Annotated in this window: 13 protein-coding genes; 8 read left to right on the top strand and 5 right to left on the bottom strand. The window is 69.5% G+C overall.

Going from position 1 to position 14,759, the window contains the following annotated elements:
* Window positions 1-57: 57 nt before the first annotated feature.
* The 3 genes from M2351_RS14525 (at window position 58) to M2351_RS14515 (ending at window position 3,974) form a co-directional block, all read left to right on the top strand.
* Window positions 58-2,571: a helicase-related protein gene (locus M2351_RS14525; RefSeq protein ID WP_264656750.1), complete on the top strand. Its 2,514-nt coding sequence runs from the start codon at window positions 58-60 to the stop codon at window positions 2,569-2,571.
* A 112-nt stretch (window positions 2,572-2,683) separates the two neighbouring features.
* Entirely contained in the window at window positions 2,684-3,133 is a 450-nt protein-coding gene (locus M2351_RS14520; protein WP_264656749.1) for an RNA-binding S4 domain-containing protein, read from the top strand.
* A 109-nt stretch (window positions 3,134-3,242) separates the two neighbouring features.
* Window positions 3,243-3,974: a TerC family protein gene (locus M2351_RS14515; RefSeq protein WP_264656748.1), complete on the top strand. Its 732-nt coding sequence runs from the start codon at window positions 3,243-3,245 to the stop codon at window positions 3,972-3,974.
* A gap of 53 nt (window positions 3,975-4,027) precedes the next feature.
* Here M2351_RS14515 and M2351_RS14510 read toward each other — a convergent pair whose 3' ends face one another.
* The 3 genes from M2351_RS14510 to M2351_RS14500 all read right to left on the bottom strand — a co-directional run bounded on the left by M2351_RS14510 (window position 4,028) and on the right by M2351_RS14500 (window position 6,384).
* Window positions 4,028-4,429, bottom strand: coding sequence for a CBS domain-containing protein (locus M2351_RS14510; RefSeq protein WP_264656747.1), 402 nt, complete (start codon window positions 4,427-4,429; stop codon window positions 4,028-4,030).
* Window positions 4,430-4,556: 127 nt separating this feature from the next.
* Complete coding sequence (locus M2351_RS14505; RefSeq protein ID WP_264656746.1) at window positions 4,557-5,183, bottom strand: class I SAM-dependent methyltransferase; 627 nt, start codon at window positions 5,181-5,183, stop codon at window positions 4,557-4,559.
* Between the two features lie 10 nt (window positions 5,184-5,193).
* Window positions 5,194-6,384 carry a YbfB/YjiJ family MFS transporter gene (locus M2351_RS14500; protein WP_264656745.1) on the bottom strand — a complete coding sequence of 397 codons (1,191 nt, stop codon included), beginning with the start codon at window positions 6,382-6,384 and terminating at the stop codon, window positions 5,194-5,196.
* A 140-nt stretch (window positions 6,385-6,524) separates the two neighbouring features.
* Between M2351_RS14500 and M2351_RS14495 the strand changes: the two genes are divergently transcribed.
* The 5 genes from M2351_RS14495 to M2351_RS14475 all read left to right on the top strand — a co-directional run bounded on the left by M2351_RS14495 (window position 6,525) and on the right by M2351_RS14475 (window position 10,983).
* Window positions 6,525-7,448 carry a LysR family transcriptional regulator gene (locus M2351_RS14495; protein WP_264656744.1) on the top strand — a complete coding sequence of 308 codons (924 nt, stop codon included), beginning with the start codon at window positions 6,525-6,527 and terminating at the stop codon, window positions 7,446-7,448.
* A gap of 212 nt (window positions 7,449-7,660) precedes the next feature.
* A complete protein-coding gene (fdxA, locus tag M2351_RS14490) occupies window positions 7,661-7,999 on the top strand; it encodes a ferredoxin FdxA (protein WP_264656743.1) in 339 nt (112 codons plus the stop codon).
* A gap of 314 nt (window positions 8,000-8,313) precedes the next feature.
* Window positions 8,314-8,814, top strand: a complete 501-nt coding sequence (locus tag M2351_RS14485; protein ID WP_264656742.1) for a CarD family transcriptional regulator — start codon at window positions 8,314-8,316, stop codon at window positions 8,812-8,814.
* Between the two features lie 174 nt (window positions 8,815-8,988).
* Entirely contained in the window at window positions 8,989-9,816 is an 828-nt protein-coding gene (locus tag M2351_RS14480) for a hypothetical protein (RefSeq protein ID WP_264656741.1), read from the top strand.
* A gap of 258 nt (window positions 9,817-10,074) precedes the next feature.
* Window positions 10,075-10,983 (top strand): RNA polymerase factor sigma-32, encoded by a 909-nt coding sequence (locus M2351_RS14475; protein WP_264656740.1) that lies wholly within the window; start codon window positions 10,075-10,077, stop codon window positions 10,981-10,983.
* Window positions 10,984-11,178: 195 nt separating this feature from the next.
* Here the strand turns inward: M2351_RS14475 and M2351_RS14470 are convergent, their stop codons facing one another.
* Both M2351_RS14470 and M2351_RS14465 read right to left on the bottom strand, forming a co-directional pair.
* Complete coding sequence (locus M2351_RS14470) at window positions 11,179-13,122, bottom strand: adenylate/guanylate cyclase domain-containing protein (protein WP_264656739.1); 1,944 nt, start codon at window positions 13,120-13,122, stop codon at window positions 11,179-11,181.
* Window positions 13,123-13,221: 99 nt separating this feature from the next.
* Window positions 13,222-14,697, bottom strand: a complete 1,476-nt coding sequence (locus M2351_RS14465; protein ID WP_264656738.1) for a M48 family metalloprotease — start codon at window positions 14,695-14,697, stop codon at window positions 13,222-13,224.
* Between the last annotated feature and the right edge of the window lie 62 nt (window positions 14,698-14,759).

Here is a 14,759-nt window from a genome sequence, read left to right as displayed (position 1 = left end):
TTTGAGACGGCCACCCTTACGCTTGCATTGGCGGTCCCCAGGCCCAAAACTTACCCCATGACCTCTGTCCCTGATTATTCCGGGGGCGGTCTGGGTGTCGGGGGCCGGGTGGTCGCCGTGCTGGGGCCGACCAACACCGGGAAAACCTATCTCGCCATCGAGCGCATGCTCGGCCACCGGACGGGGATGATCGGCTTCCCGCTGCGCCTGCTGGCGCGCGAGAACTACGACCGCATCGTGTCCATCAAGGGCAAGAACGCCGTGGCGCTGGTCACCGGCGAGGAGAAGATTCTGCCGCCCAACCCGTCCTATTGGGTGTGCACGGTGGAATCCATGCCGCTCGACCGGGCGGTGGATTTCCTGGCGGTGGACGAGGTCCAGCTCTGCGCCGACCCGGAGCGCGGGCACATCTTCACCGACCGGCTGCTGAACGCGCGCGGGCTGGTGGAGACCATGTTCCTGGGCTCCGACACCGTGCAGCCGCTGATCCGCCGGCTGGTGCCGAAGGCGGACTTCATCAGCCGGCCGCGCTTTTCCCAGCTGACCTACGCCGGCTACAAGAAGCTGACGCGGCTGCCGCCGCGTTCCTGCGTCGTGGCCTTCTCGGCGACCGACGTCTACGCGCTGGCGGAGCTGATCCGGCGCCAGCGTGGCGGCACGGCGGTGGTGCTGGGCGCGCTGTCCCCGCGCACCCGCAACGCCCAGGTCGGGCTCTACCAGGCGGGGGAGGTGGACTATCTGGTGGCGACCGACGCCATCGGCATGGGCCTGAACATGGACGTGGACCATGTGGCCTTCGCCCGCATCGTGAAGTTCGACGGCTTCGCCCCGCGCCGCCTGCGCGCGCCGGAGGTGGCGCAGATCGCCGGCCGCGCCGGCCGCCACATGCGCGACGGCACATTCGGCACCACCGACGAGGTGGGGGAGCTGGAGGCCGACGTCGTCGACCGCGTCGAGAACCACGAGTTCGAGACGATCAAGACGCTGATGTGGCGCAACAGCAAGCTGCGCTTCGACACGCCGGGCTTCCTGCTGAAATCGCTGGAGGAGCGTCCGCCGATCCCGGAGCTGATCCGCGCCCGCGACGCCGACGACCATCTGGCGCTTCAGGCGCTGGTGCGCGACCACGAGATCATGGACCTCGCCAAGGGCCGCGACAACGTGCGCCTGCTGTGGGAGGTCTGTCAGGTCCCTGACTTCCGCAAGGTGCTGTCGGACGCCCACACCCGGCTGCTGGGGCAGATCTTCCGCTACCTGCGCACCGGCTTCGGGCGGCTGGACGAGGACTGGGTGGCGAAGCAGATCGCCCGGCTCGACCGGACGGAGGGGGACATCGACGCGCTGGTGGCGCGCATCGCCCACATCCGCACCTGGACCTACATCTCCAACCGGCCGGCCTGGCTGAAGGACCCCGTCCACTGGCAGGGGCAGACCCGCGCCATTGAGGACAAGCTGTCCGACGCCCTGCACGAGCGGTTGACGCAACGCTTCATCGACCGCCGCTCCGCCACGCTGGCCCGCACGCTGAAGGACGGGCGGGAGCTGATGGGCGGCGTGCGCGCCGACGGGGAGGTGGTGGTGGAGGGCCACCCGGTGGGGCGCTTGGAAGGCTTTCGCTTCGTCCCCGACGCGCCGGAACGGTCGGAGGAGGCGCGCAACCTGATGAGCGCCGCCCGCCGCGCGCTGCGCGAGGAGGTGGCGTCGCGCCTGCGCGCCTTTGAACAGGAGCCGGACGACGTCTTCGCGCTGGGCATGGACGGGGTGCTGACCGCCGATGGGCTGCCGGTGGCGAAGCTCGGCCCCGGCCCGTCGGTGCTGAGCCCGCTGGTGCTGCCCTTCGACGAGGGACTGCTGGACCAGGGGCAGCTCGACCGCGTGCGCGCCCGGCTGGAGCGCTGGCTGAAGGACCGCATCGCCGCGAAGCTGAAGCCGCTGCTCGCCTTGCGGGACGCCGCTGATCTGACCGGGACGGCGCGCGGGCTGGCCTTTCAGTTGGTGGAGAACATGGGCGCCCTGCCGCGCGCGCCCGTCGCGCCGCTGGTGGAGGGGCTGGAGAGGGCCGACCGCAAGGCGCTGGCCAAGCACGGGGTGCGGCTCGGCGTGTCGCATTTGTATCTGACCGCGCTGGCCAAGCCGGGGGCGGTGGAACTGCGCGGGCTGCTGTGGGCGGTGAAGCACAAGCTGCCACTGCCGGTGCCGATCCCGCCGCCCGGCCGCGTCTCCGTGGAGGCCGCCGGCGCGCCGCCCGCCTTCTGGGAGGCCATCGGCTACCCCGCGGCCGGCCCACGCGCGCTGCGCGTGGACATGCTCGACCGGCTGGAGACGGAGCTGCTGAAGGGCGCCAAGGAGGGCGCCGTCGTGACGGAGGCCGCGCTCGGCCAGATGATCGGGGTGAAGCCGGAGGATCTCGGCGCCGTGCTGAAGGGGCTTGGCTACACGCGCTCCGTGGCGGAGGATGGGACGGTCGCGTGGAAGCGGCGGCGCAACCATCGCCCCAGGCCCCGCCCGGAAAAGCCCGTCAACACCGACCACCCCTTCGCCAAGCTGCGCCAGCTTTCGGGAATTGGATGAACGGATACGTTATTACCCCCACCCTAACCCTCCCCCGCTGGGCGGGGGAGGGAACTGCCGCTGGCTTCGCAAACAGGCCCTCCCCCGCCCAGCGGGAGGGTGGGGGCACCGCATGAGCGACCTCGACGACCTCGACGACGGCCCCAACGACGGCCAGCCGGATCCCGGAGCCGGGCGGCTGCGGATCGACAAGTGGCTGTGGTTCGCGCGCTTCTTCAAGACGCGCAGCCTTGCCGCCAAGCTGTGCAATGGCGGCACGGTCCGCGTGTCGGGCACGCTCGTCAGCAAGGCGCATTACGCGGTGAAGCCGGGCGACGTGCTGACCTTTCCGCAGGGGCGGCACATCCGCGTCATCAAGATTGTCGCGCTGGGCAGCCGCCGCGGCCCGGCGGAGGAGGCGCGTACCCTGTACGAGGATCTCGCCCCACCGGTGCGGGAGGAGGCCATCCAGGACCCCTACCGCGACCCGCCGCCCCGCGACCAGGGCGAACGTGATCCCGGTACCGGCCGGCCGACCAAGCGGGACCGGCGCGCGATGGATCGTTTGCACAGCGAGGATTAATCCGCGGCAATTCAGAAAAAAGCGAAGCCTCGGCCATTGAGTTTCAGGGACCGCGACCACATCTGCGCGGGCACCGCCGTGTTTGCAGCAGCCGGAGCCCCTTTTCTCAATGCTCGACCTATTCGCCGACCCGCAAGTCTGGGCCAGCCTTCTGACGCTGACCGCGTTGGAGATCGTGCTGGGCATCGACAACATCATTTTCATTTCGATCATGGCGGCGAAGCTGCCCGTCCACCAGCAGAAGCAGGCGCGGCAGGTGGGTCTGGCGCTGGCGCTGATCACGCGGCTGTTGCTGCTGGCCTCCATCGCCTGGGTGGCGACGCTGACCCAGCCGCTGGTCAGCCTGCTGGGCATGGATTTCTCCGGCCGCGACCTGATCCTGATCGGCGGCGGCCTGTTCCTGCTGGCCAAGGGCACCATGGAGATCCACCACACGGTGGAAGGGCACGAGGACGAAGGCTCCGCCCCGAAGGTGGCCAGCTTCTCCGGCGTGGTCGTTCAGATCATGTTCCTGGACATCGTCTTCTCGCTGGACAGCGTGATCACCGCGGTCGGCATGTCCAACCACCTGCCGGTGATGATCGCCGCGGTGGTCATCGCCATGGCGGTGATGCTGTTCGCCTCCGGCCCGGTCGGCGACTTCGTCAACCGTCACGCCACGGTGAAGATGCTGGCCCTGTCCTTCCTGCTGCTGGTCGGCATCGCGCTGGTCGCCGACGGGCTGGGCTTCCACATCCCCAAGGGCTACCTGTACTTCGCCATCGCCTTCTCCGCGCTGGTCGAGGCGCTGAACCTGCTGGCGACCTCCCGGCGCAAGCGGCGGCGGGAAGCGGCGCACTGAAAAAGAAAAAGGCCGCCCCGTCCGGGGCGGCCTTTTCTCATTGAAGGGCCGGTTTACGACTCGGCGGTCATGTGCTCGTAGGCGAGCTTGAACAGGTCGCGGATGGAGACGATGCCGACCGCGCGCTTGCCCTGGGTGACCGGCAGGTGGCGGTAATGCTTGGAATGCATCAGGGCCAGCGCCTCGCTGGCGTCCGCGTCGGGCGGCAGCGTGTCCGGATTGCGGGTCATGACCGCCGACACTTCGGTCTCGAACGCGTCGATCTGCGTGGAGAGCACCTTGTTGTTCAGGTCGCGCTCCGTCACGATGCCGACGAGGTCGCCGTGGTTGACCACCAGAACGGCGCCGATGTTCTTCTCCGCCATCAGCTTGGAGACGGTCAGGACCGAGGTGTCTTCCGACACCAGGATGAGTTCCTGCGACTTCACCACGTCAGGAACCAGCTTCCGCTTCATCGTTTCCCCCGAATTGTAATAAGTTTGCGAACTGAAGGCTTGTGGGGAAACAATAGCAAATGCTCAGCGCCTGAAACTGCGGCGGAACACCGCACCGGCGAAGGTGGTGCCGGGTTTGACGCTCCGTTCAGCGGCGGCGCAGCAGGACGGTCAAGTTGTTGGCGGGCATCTCCACCACCTCCGACAAGGTGAAGCCGGTGGCGGCGCGCCCCACCTCGCCCAGGTCGCGCACGCCCCAGGCGGGGTTGCGGGCCTTCAAACTGGCGTCGAACTCCGCGTTGCTGGGGGCGGTGTGGCCGCCGTCGCGCCGGAAGGGACCGTAGAGCAGCAGCGGCGCCCCCGCCGGCAGCAGGCGTGCCGCCCCGGCGAACAGGCCCAGCGCGGCCGTCCAGGGCGCGATGTGGATCATGTTGATGCAGACGACGGCGTCGGCCCGGTCGATCGGCCAATCCGCCGCGGCGGCGTTGAGGTCCAGCGGGTCGCGCAGGTTGGGCACGCCGACCGACACGGCCCAGGCGCGGGTGCTGGCGCGCAGGTCGGGGTCCGGGTCGCTCGGCTGCCAGATCAGGCCGGGCAGCGCCTGGGCGAAGGCGACCGCGTGCTGGCCGGTGCCGCTCGCCACCTCCAGCACCAGGCCCTGCGGCGGCAGGACGCGGCGCAGCACCTCCAGGATCGGGCCGCGGTTGCGCTCCGTCGCGGGGGCGTGCTTGCGGGCGTCATCCGGGGGATTTCGGGGGTTGAGCGGGTCGAACATGGCGGAGAGGCTACGCCGGCCCGGCGCGAACGGCAACCTCCGGCGCGGGGCGGCGGGCGGCCCAGGAGCCGGCGAGCAGAAGCAGCGCCCCCACCAGCACCGCCGCCGCAGCGCCGAGCAGAGCCGAATCGAAGCTGCCGGTGCGCGCCACGATCACGCCGGCCGGCAGCGGCCCGATGATCTGGCCCAACCCGTAGACGGCGGTCAGCGCGCCGATCACGCGGACCGACGCCCCGCCCGACAACTGGCGGCCCAGCGTGAAGGACAGCGTGACGATGCCGATGAAGGTGCCGCCGTAGAGCGCGGCGGAGACGACCGCCGCCGCCGGCTGGCCGGTCATCGGCAGCAGGATGCCCGCCGCCTGCACGACGTGCGCGAGGATCAGCGCCCGCCACAGCCCCAGCCGCCGCCCGGCCGCCGCCCAGATCAGGCCGGAGGGGATGGCCGCCAGCCCGGTCACCATCCAGGCGGCCTCGCCCAGCCGCGCCGTCTCCGGCATCGTCTTCAGGATGGCGACCAGGAAGGTGCCGGTGATGATGTAGCCCGCCCCCTCCAGGAAATAGGCCAGCGTCAGCAGCACCAGCGGGGCCGACCGCAGGGACGCCCCTCCCGTCGTCTTGCCCGGAGCGGGGGTGGCGGACGCGGGAACGGGCGGCGGTTCGGTGACCCACAGCCAGGACAGGGCGCCGGCGCCGGTGCAGATCAGCCCCAGCCACAGCCAGTCGCCGCGCCAGCCCAGCCGGCCGCCCATCAGGGCGACAAACAGGCCGCTCGCCGCGATGCCCAGCCCGACGCCGGTGTAGAGCCAACCGTTCCAGGCCTCGCGCCCCGCACGCGCCAACGCGTCCAGCACCATGGCGATGCCCAGGATGAAGATGCCGGCGCTGGCCAGCCCCGACACGAAGCGCAGGACGCCCCACACCGCCATGCCGTCGGTGAAGCCCATGCCGGCGGTCGAGGTGACGCTGGCGATCAGCGCGGTGCGGAAGACCGCGGTGCGCACGGCTCCGTGCGGCACCAGCCCGGCGCCCAGCGCGCCGACGAAATAGCCCAGGTAGTTGAGCGAGGCGAGCAGCCCGGCCCCGTCGGCGCCCAGCCCGGTCGCCGCCTGCATCGCGGGCAGGATCGGCGTGAAGGCGAAGCGCCCGACCCCCATCGCCAGCGCCAGCGCCACGACACCCCCGATCAACACCCGGACCATGACACGTCTCCTCCGCATCTGTTTACTTGAGGAGCATGCTCCTGGCGCCATCCTCCCGCGCGGGCGGCTTCATTTCCAATGAATTGTTTCGATGCTATGGTTCACTGGAAGTGATGGGAACGGCTCCGGGGAGCGGTGTCATGGATCTCGCGGGTTTGCGTGTGGTGAAAGCGGTGGCCGAGACGGGCAGCGTCAGCCGGGCGGCGGAATCGCTCAACTGCGTCCAGTCCAACGTGACCGCGCGGCTGAAGCGGCTGGAGGAGGATCTGGGCGTCGACCTGTTCCGGCGCCTCAGCCGCGGCATGGCCCCGACGCCGGCCGGCCGCGTGCTCGCCGACTACGCCGACCGCGTGCTGCGGCTGGTTGCCCAGGCCCGCGACGCGGTGGCCGACGCGGCCGGCCGGGGCGGGCGGCTCGCCGTCGGCACCATGGAGACGACCGCCGCGGTGCGCCTGCCGCCGATCCTCGCCCGCTTCCACGCCGACCACCCGGAGGTCGAGCTGACCATCGTGCCCGGCCCGTCGGAGGTGATGGTGGCCGAGGTTCTGGCCGGGCGCGTCGACGGCGCCTTCGTCGCCGGCGCCGTGGAGCATCCGGAGCTGGTCAGCCAGCCGGCCTTCGAGGAGGAGTTGGTGCTGGTCGAATCCGCGTCCGGCATCACCGCGGACGCGGGGCGCACCACCCTGCTGGCCTTCCGGCGCGGCTGCGCCTACCGCGCGCGGGCGGAGACGGCGATGCGCGAGGCCGGGCACGTGCCCTGCCGCGTCCTGGAGTTCGGCTCGCTGGAGGCGATCCTCGGCTGCGTCGGGGCGGGCATGGGCGTCGCCGTGCTGCCGCGCGCGGTGGTGGAGCGGGAGCCCTGGCGCGGCATGTTCACCGCCCGCCCCCTGCCGCCGGAGATCGCGCGCATGCCGACCCGCTTCGTGCGCCGCGCGGACACGCCGGAGACGGAGGCGCTACGCGCCTTCCTGGCAGCGGTCGAGGACGGTCCGTCGGCCCTGCCGGCGCTGCCGCCCTCTGCGGCGCAAGCGCCCACACATGCGGCGGGGTTGATCCCGTCTTAGGCGGCGTGCTAGGCAAACGCCGCGGTCGGGCTGAGGTTTGTTGGAGGCCCCGCGCGCAAACGCGGGCTCCCGGTATCAACCCTACGACGTCGGCGCGGGAACGTTTCACCGGAATATTTCGCCAAAATATTTTGTGGGAACGTTGATCGAAGCGACTCGGAACCCGGCGCGAGAACACCGCCGGAACTGGCGAGAACAGCGGAGAACGAATCATGCCCTACGTCGTGACGGACGGCTGCATCAAGTGCAAGTACACCGACTGCGTCGAGGTCTGCCCCGTGGATTGCTTCTACGAGGGTGAGAACATGCTGGTCATCCACCCCGACGAATGCATCGATTGCGGCGTGTGCGAGCCGGAGTGCCCGGCCGAGGCGATCGTGCCGGACACCGACGGCAAGGCCGAGAAGTGGATGGAGCTGAATCGCGATTACGCCGCCCAGTGGCCGAACCTGACCCGCAAGAAGGACGCCCTGCCGGACGCCGACTCTTTCAAGGATGAAGACGGCAAGTTCGACAAGTATTTCTCCGCGAAGCCGGGCACCGGCAACTGAGTCGGGGGCGAATCGGCGGGTGCGCCGATTTCGCCGCCATGCAAAATCGACAGATCGGCTATCGGCGGGCAGCAAAAGAATCCGGACGGCTGCCCGCGCGTACCCTTTGTAACTCGACCGTAACATCGCTATAATACGGCCCCGGAGCCGGCCCAGGCGTCATTGCCGGTTTTCCCATTGAAAAGAGGCTCAGGACAACAATCGCGGCGTGGAGGATCCCATCCCCACGGTGGCTTCGTTGTCTCAGGGCCTTTTTCGCCCCCTCCAAAGGGGCGGGAAAATGGCGCGATCGCGAGAAGTGAGAGCCAAACCAAATGTCGAACAAGCTTGACTTCGAGGCCGGTGACTTCGTCGTCTACCCGGCCCATGGCGTCGGTCGGGTCGAAGGCATCGAGACCCACAGCATTGCGGGTATGGAGGTTCAGCTCTACGCGATCACGTTCGAGAAAGAGCGCATGACGCTCAAGGTTCCGGTCGGCAAGGCCAAGGCCGCCGGGCTGCGCCGCCTGAGCACGAAGGACCGCATCAAGGTTGCCTTGGAGACGCTGCAGGGCCGTTCGCGCGTCCGCCGCACGATGTGGAGCCGCCGCGCCCAGGAGTATGAGGCCAAGATCAACTCCGGCGACCCGGTCTCCATTGCGGAGGTCGTGCGCGACCTGTACCGCGGCGCCGACCAGTCCGACCAGTCCTACAGCGAGCGCCAGATCTATCAGGCCGCCCTGGAGCGTCTGGCCCGCGAGCTGGCCGCCGTCGAGAAGATCGACGAGATGAAGGCGACGGAGCGTCTGGAGCTGGTCCTCAAGAAGGCCGCCTGAGCGTTCCACGGGGTCCCCTGGGGTCCTATGTCTTTGGAGGCGCGGCCTTTTGGCCGCGCCTTTGTCTTATGTTTTCGGCTTTCTTCGCGGGTGCGCGCCGCCTAAACTCCCGCCCTGCCGACCTGAGCAGGGATGCCCGGATCGGGCCGAGGGATAGGATGAGCGTGCGCCGGCATGTCTGAACCGCAGAAATTCGTCGATCTTCGCCAGCCGCGCCGCATCTGGGCCATCGGCTCCGTCCACGCGCAGCTGGACCACCTCTACGCGGTGCACGAGGTGGTGGCCTCGCGGTTCCAGCCCGGCGACCGGCTCGTCTACCTCGGCAACATGATCGGCTGGGGCGAGCGCATCCTGGAAACGATCGACGCCCTGCTGGCCTTCCGCATCTGGCTGCTGAGCTGGCGCGGCATGGAGGCCGACGACATCGTCTACCTGCGCGGCGCGCAGGAGGAGATGTGGCAGAAGCTGCTGCAGCTGCAGTTCGCGCCCGATCCGCAGCAGGTGCTGGACTGGATGACCAAGCACGGCGCCGGCACCACGCTGGCCGCCTATGGCGGTACGGTGGAGCAGGGCATGGCGGCGGCGCGCGGCGGCACCATGATGCTGGGCCGCTGGACCCAGGGGCTGCGCCAAGCCATGCAGCAGCGGCCCGGTCACGAAAATGTGTTCAACGCGCTGCGGCGCGCCGCCTACTGCCTCGACCCCGCGCGAGACCCCGACCGGGGGGAGGGCGGCGTGCTGCTGGTCAGCGCCGGCGTGGACGTGCGCCGGCCGCTCACCCACCAGGGGGACGCCTTCTGGTGGGGATCGGCGAATTTCGCCCAGATGTCAGTGCCTTACGGCGGCTTTTCGCGGGTGGTGCGGGGCTTTGACCCGGCCGGCCGCGGCGTTTCCGTAACCGATTTCGTCGCGACGCTCGACGGCGGCTGCGGCTTCGGGGGGCACCTCGTTTGCGGCTGTCTGTCTCCTTCGGGTGAGATCCTGGACCTGTTCCAGGTTTGACGCCATCTCCCCTTTTTCCATCTGCCGTACGTCCCTACACGGATCGATAGCCCACTTAACCATTTGGTAGGGCTGATCCGACGCCCCCCATTGTGCGTATGATCATGTAACGGGGCGAGGTAACGGCTGTTGTCCCAACCGTCGGCATCCCGTGAAGAACCGACGGACCATCGGACCCAGGGGTCAATCAAGGTTGAACGTCCCCTCAAGGAGTCCGGACCAAGGACAAAGGCCGCCCAGACGGGAAGGAAGGGACGTATGGCGTATATCGACGATCCCGAGACTCAGCGCGCGAACCTGAGTTTCATCAAGGCCTCCATGCGCGAGCCTCTGCTGACTCGTGACCACGAATTCGACCTCGCCCGGAAATGGCGTGAGGCGGGTGATGAGCGGGCGCTGCATGAGCTGGTCAGGGCCTACACGCGGCTGGTGGTGGCCACGGCAGCCCGTTTCCGGAACTACGGCCTTCCCATGGGCGATCTCGTCCAGGAAGGCAATGTCGGGCTGATGCAGGCCGCCAGCCGCTTCGAGCCGGACCGCGAGGTGCGATTCTCCACCTACGCGGCCTGGTGGATCCGCTCGGCCATGCAGGACTACATCCTGCGCAACTGGTCGATCGTGCGCACCGGCACGACGGCCGCGCAGAAGTCGCTGTTCTTCAACCTGCGGCGCCTGCGGGCGAAGATCGAAAGCATCAACCAGGGAAATGGCAGCGGCGGCAGCGGCGGCGGGCTGACCAAGGAAGGCCGGGAGTGGATCGCCGGCGAACTCCAGGTCGACGTCACCGAGGTCGAGTCGATGGAGATGCGGCTGTCCGCCTCCGACCAGTCGCTGAACTCGCCGGTCGCCGACGGGTCCGACGAGGACTGGCAGGACTTTCTCGCCGACCAGCGGCCCTCGCCGGAGGAGGTGGTGATCGGCATGCGGGACAGCCGCACCCGGTCGCAGTGGCTGTCGGAAGCGCTGGGCGAACTCAGCCCGCGCGAACGCACCATCATCCAGGAACGCCGCCTGCGCGAGGAGGGCGCCACCCTGGAGGAACTGGGCCGCGAGCTGGGCGTCAGCAAGGAACGCGTTCGCCAGCTGGAGCACCGGGCGCTGCTGAAGCTGCGGCAGTCGATGCTGAAGCGCGTCGAAGGCTTCGACGACCTTCTGGCCGATGCGTGAGAGCTTCAAAATCCCTTCTCCCCCCTGGGGAGAAGGTTAGGATGAGGGGGCGGCCGCAAGGCCGGAAAACCACGCTCATTGCAGTGGTTTGACGCCCTACGGGCGCCCCCTCACCCTAACCTGGGCGCTCGCAAGTCTCGCGCCCCCGCTTCGCCTTTGGCCGCCTTCGGCGCCCAATCGGCCTGCGGCCGTCGGCTACGCGCCCCAGAGGGGAGAGGGGACAAGGGGTTGTTCCGCATCCGCAACGTCTGCGTCCAGGGACACGCGCCAGACTTCCGTGGTGCCGTTCCGGCCACGCAACGGTTGGCCGCCGACGCAGTCCAGTGGGGCGGCGCCGTCGCCGTGGAAGGCGGTCGCTGCACTTGCCAGCACAATGACCTCGCTGTCGCCCTGGAGGCTGGAGGCCAGTTCCTCGATGCGGGCGGCGACGTTCACCGTATCCCCGACGATTGTGTAGTTGATCCGGCTTTCCGAGCCGATGTTGCCGACGACGACCGAGCCGGAATGCAGGCCGATGCGCACCCGGATCGGCGGCAGCCCGGCCTTTTCGCGCCGGCGGTTGTCGGCGTGGACGGTGCGGGCGATGGCGTGGGCGGCGCGCAGCGCGCGGGCGGCGTGGTCCGGCTGTTCCTCCGGCGCACCCCAGAAGGCCATGATCGAATCGCCGATGAACTTGTCCACCGTGCCGCCCTCCGCCTCGATGCAGGTGGCGAGCTGGGTAAAATGCTCGTTCAGCAGGGCGGCGGTGTCGGCGGCCCCCATATGCTCCGCCATGCGGGAGAAGCCGCGGATGTCGGTGAACATCACCGTCACCTCGCGCTCCTCGGAATTGAAGCCGGCCTGGGCGCCGCGCTGGTGCATCAGCCGCAGGACCAGCGCCTTGGGCACGTAGGTCTCGAACCAGCGCAGGCCGGCGACCATGGCGTTGAAGGCGCGGTTGGCGCGGGCAAGCTCGCGCAGGCGGGAATCCGGAAGCTCCGGGATGTTGCGGAAGTCGAAGCTGCGCACCTGGTCGGCGGCCTCGGCCAGCCGGGCCACCTGGGCGCTGATGCGCCGGCCCACCAGCAGCGCCACCGCCACCGAGATCAGCAGGATGCCCAGCCCGGCCAGCCCCGTGGTGTAAAGGCGGCGGATCTCCGTCTCCACCTCGTTGGAGCGGAAGCTGATGCCGATCGTCCAGTCCTGCCGGCCATAGCCGGCCATACTGCGCATCAGGAAGAAGTAATCGTCGTCGAGCACGCTGACGACGCGGCCCTCGATGCGCTTCTTCAGCGCCTGAACCGGCTTTCCGGACACCCAGAGGGCGGACAGCGCCGGGTCAGCGACCTCGTCCACCGTCGGAAGGGGCGGGCCGTCCGTCTTGTTCGAGAAGTCGAACTTCATTCCGGCCAGGGAAGGATGCGCCAGGACATGCTGCTTGTCGAACAGCACGAAGGCGTTCAACCCCTGTTCGACGTAGAGCGTCGCCAGAAAGCGCGACAGGTCGCCCAGCGACACGCCCACCACCACCTGCCCCAGGTAGCGCCCGTTGCGGCGGACCGGCTGGAACAGCGTGACGAAGCTGGTCCCCGCCTCCTTCGCCCACAGCGGATCGGCCCAGACGGCCGTGGTGCGGTCGACGCCGTTGGCCAGTTCCGGCGGTGCCGTCGTCTCGCCGCGCAGATCCTCGCGCACGATGTGCAACTCGCTGCCCAGCCGGTCGGCGCGCAGGCCGGTCCGGTCGGGGTGGAAGAAGGCGATGCCGGTGACGTCGGGCGCGCCGGCCAGCGCGCCGCGCAACGTATCCTGGAGGGCGCGCGTGTCGCTGGGGTCCAGCTCTCCGCGCTCCATCAATCCGGCTACGAAACGGGCCATGTCCCGCGCCGGGTTCAGCTGGTTGCGGACGCGCACCTCCACCCCGGACAGGGCGAGGTCGGCGCGGTCGTTCAGCAGGGCGAAGGTGTTCCGGCTGGCGCTGACCAGCCCCAGGACCAGAACGCTGGCCACCGCCAGCAGCATCAACGAGCCGAAGCCGGCGACCAGCACCGCCGCGATGGGCAGGCGCAGGCGCTGGCGGCCCAGCGCGGCGGCGCGCGCGCTGTGGCGCGCCTTCCGGAACTTGGCCTTCGGCGTCGGCGGCGGTGCGGGGTGATCGTCCATCCCCCGGAACGTACAGACGCACGCCGCCGTCGGCAATCGGTCATGACGCCGCGTCCCTCAACGGTCACCCCATGCGACGGCGGTGCTGCCCGGAGGATGTCAGCCAGCGATGACCTTCACCGGCTGGCCCGGCCGCAGCGGTGCCCCAGGCGGCAAATCGTTGATGATGCGGAACAGCTCCTCGGCGTAGGGCTCCTGCGGCATCTGCCGGACGTACCCCTCCACGCTGTCGCCGGGTCGCGCGGTCAGCACGCGTACGCGCCGGGGCTTCAGCGCCGCCGCTTCCTGCCGGCTGAGGCGGCGGAAGCTGTTGGCCGTCTGCTGGAAGACCGGGTCGAAGCGGCCGAGCGCGCCGCTCGGCGCCAGCATGGTGAAGCGGTACATGACGCCCCCGTTGGCGCCGTTGTCTCCACGGATGGCGACCAGGCGTACGTCCACGTTGCCGCTGTCCGTCTCCCCGCGCGTCACCGCCGTCGCCGCCGGCAGGCCGTTGACCGTGAAGGACTGTACGCCTTGCAGCGGGGCGTTCTGCGCCCACTCGCCGGTCAGGTAGCGCGCCGGGTCGGACGCTCTCTGCGGGGCCGCGGCGTCGAACAGGATGGCACCGCCGTTCTGGCCCTTGGCGATCACCTGCTCCGCCCCGTTCAGCAGGCCGAAGCCCTGCGGCACGTCGAAGGCGATGCCGAGCGCGGGGTGGGCGAAGGTCCGGCCGCGGACGAAGCCGTTCTCCGGGCTGTCGCCGTAGATGACGCCGTCGATGGCGGTCATGTAGGGATCGACGGGCCGCGCCCCGCCCTGGGGCAGCTTGCGGGCGATGGCCGCCGCCTCCTCCACGCGGGTTTCGGTCTGCGGGTGGCTGGCGAAGAAGTCGAACCCGCCTTCGCTCGCCCCCTTGCCCGCCCGCAGCCCCTCATACTGGCTGTCGCGGCGCATGGTCTCCAGGAAGGTCGCCATGGCGAAGGGGTCGTAGCCGGCGCGCACCAGGAAATCGATGCCCAGCCGGTCGGCCTCCGACTCCTGGCCGCGCGAGTATTTGGCCAGTAAGGCGGTCCCGCCGACGTTGGCCAGCTGCGCCAGCTCCGGGCTGCCCAGGACGAAGCCGATGCCCGCCGCCAGCAGGCCGGCGATGGTCTGGCCGGTCTGCCGTTCCCGCGTGTGGTGGGCGATGACGTGGCCGATCTCGTGCCCCAGAACGCCGGCGACCTCCGCCTCGTCCTTGGCGAGCGCCAGCAGGCCGCGGGTGACGTAGACGTAGCCGCCGGGCAAGGCGAAGGCGTTCACCACGTCGCTGTCCAGCACGGTGAAGGTCCAGGGGCCCTTGCGGTCGGTCTGCGCGGCCATCCGGTTGCCGATCCGGTCGATGTAGGCCTGGAGCCGCTGGTCCTGGTAAGCCCCGCCGAACTGGGCGAGGACCTTCGGGTGTTCCTGCGCGCCCAGCGCCTCCTCGCTGGAGCTGCCCAGCAGCTGGGCGCGGGCGGGCGGCGCGCCGGACCCCGTGACGAGCAGGACGGCCAGAAGCGCGGCGGCGATTCGGCGCAGGGGGGCGGCGACGGTCGGCTTGCGTTGGTTCGTCATGGCGCGTCATACCGGTAGGGACTGTCCTCCAATCAAACTCGGCCATGGCCGGGTTGTTCCAT

This window comes from Azospirillum canadense (genome assembly GCF_025961225.1).
GTDB classification, from domain to species: Bacteria; Pseudomonadota; Alphaproteobacteria; order Azospirillales; family Azospirillaceae; genus Azospirillum; species Azospirillum canadense.
This window is presented reverse-complemented; position numbering and strand designations above follow the sequence as displayed.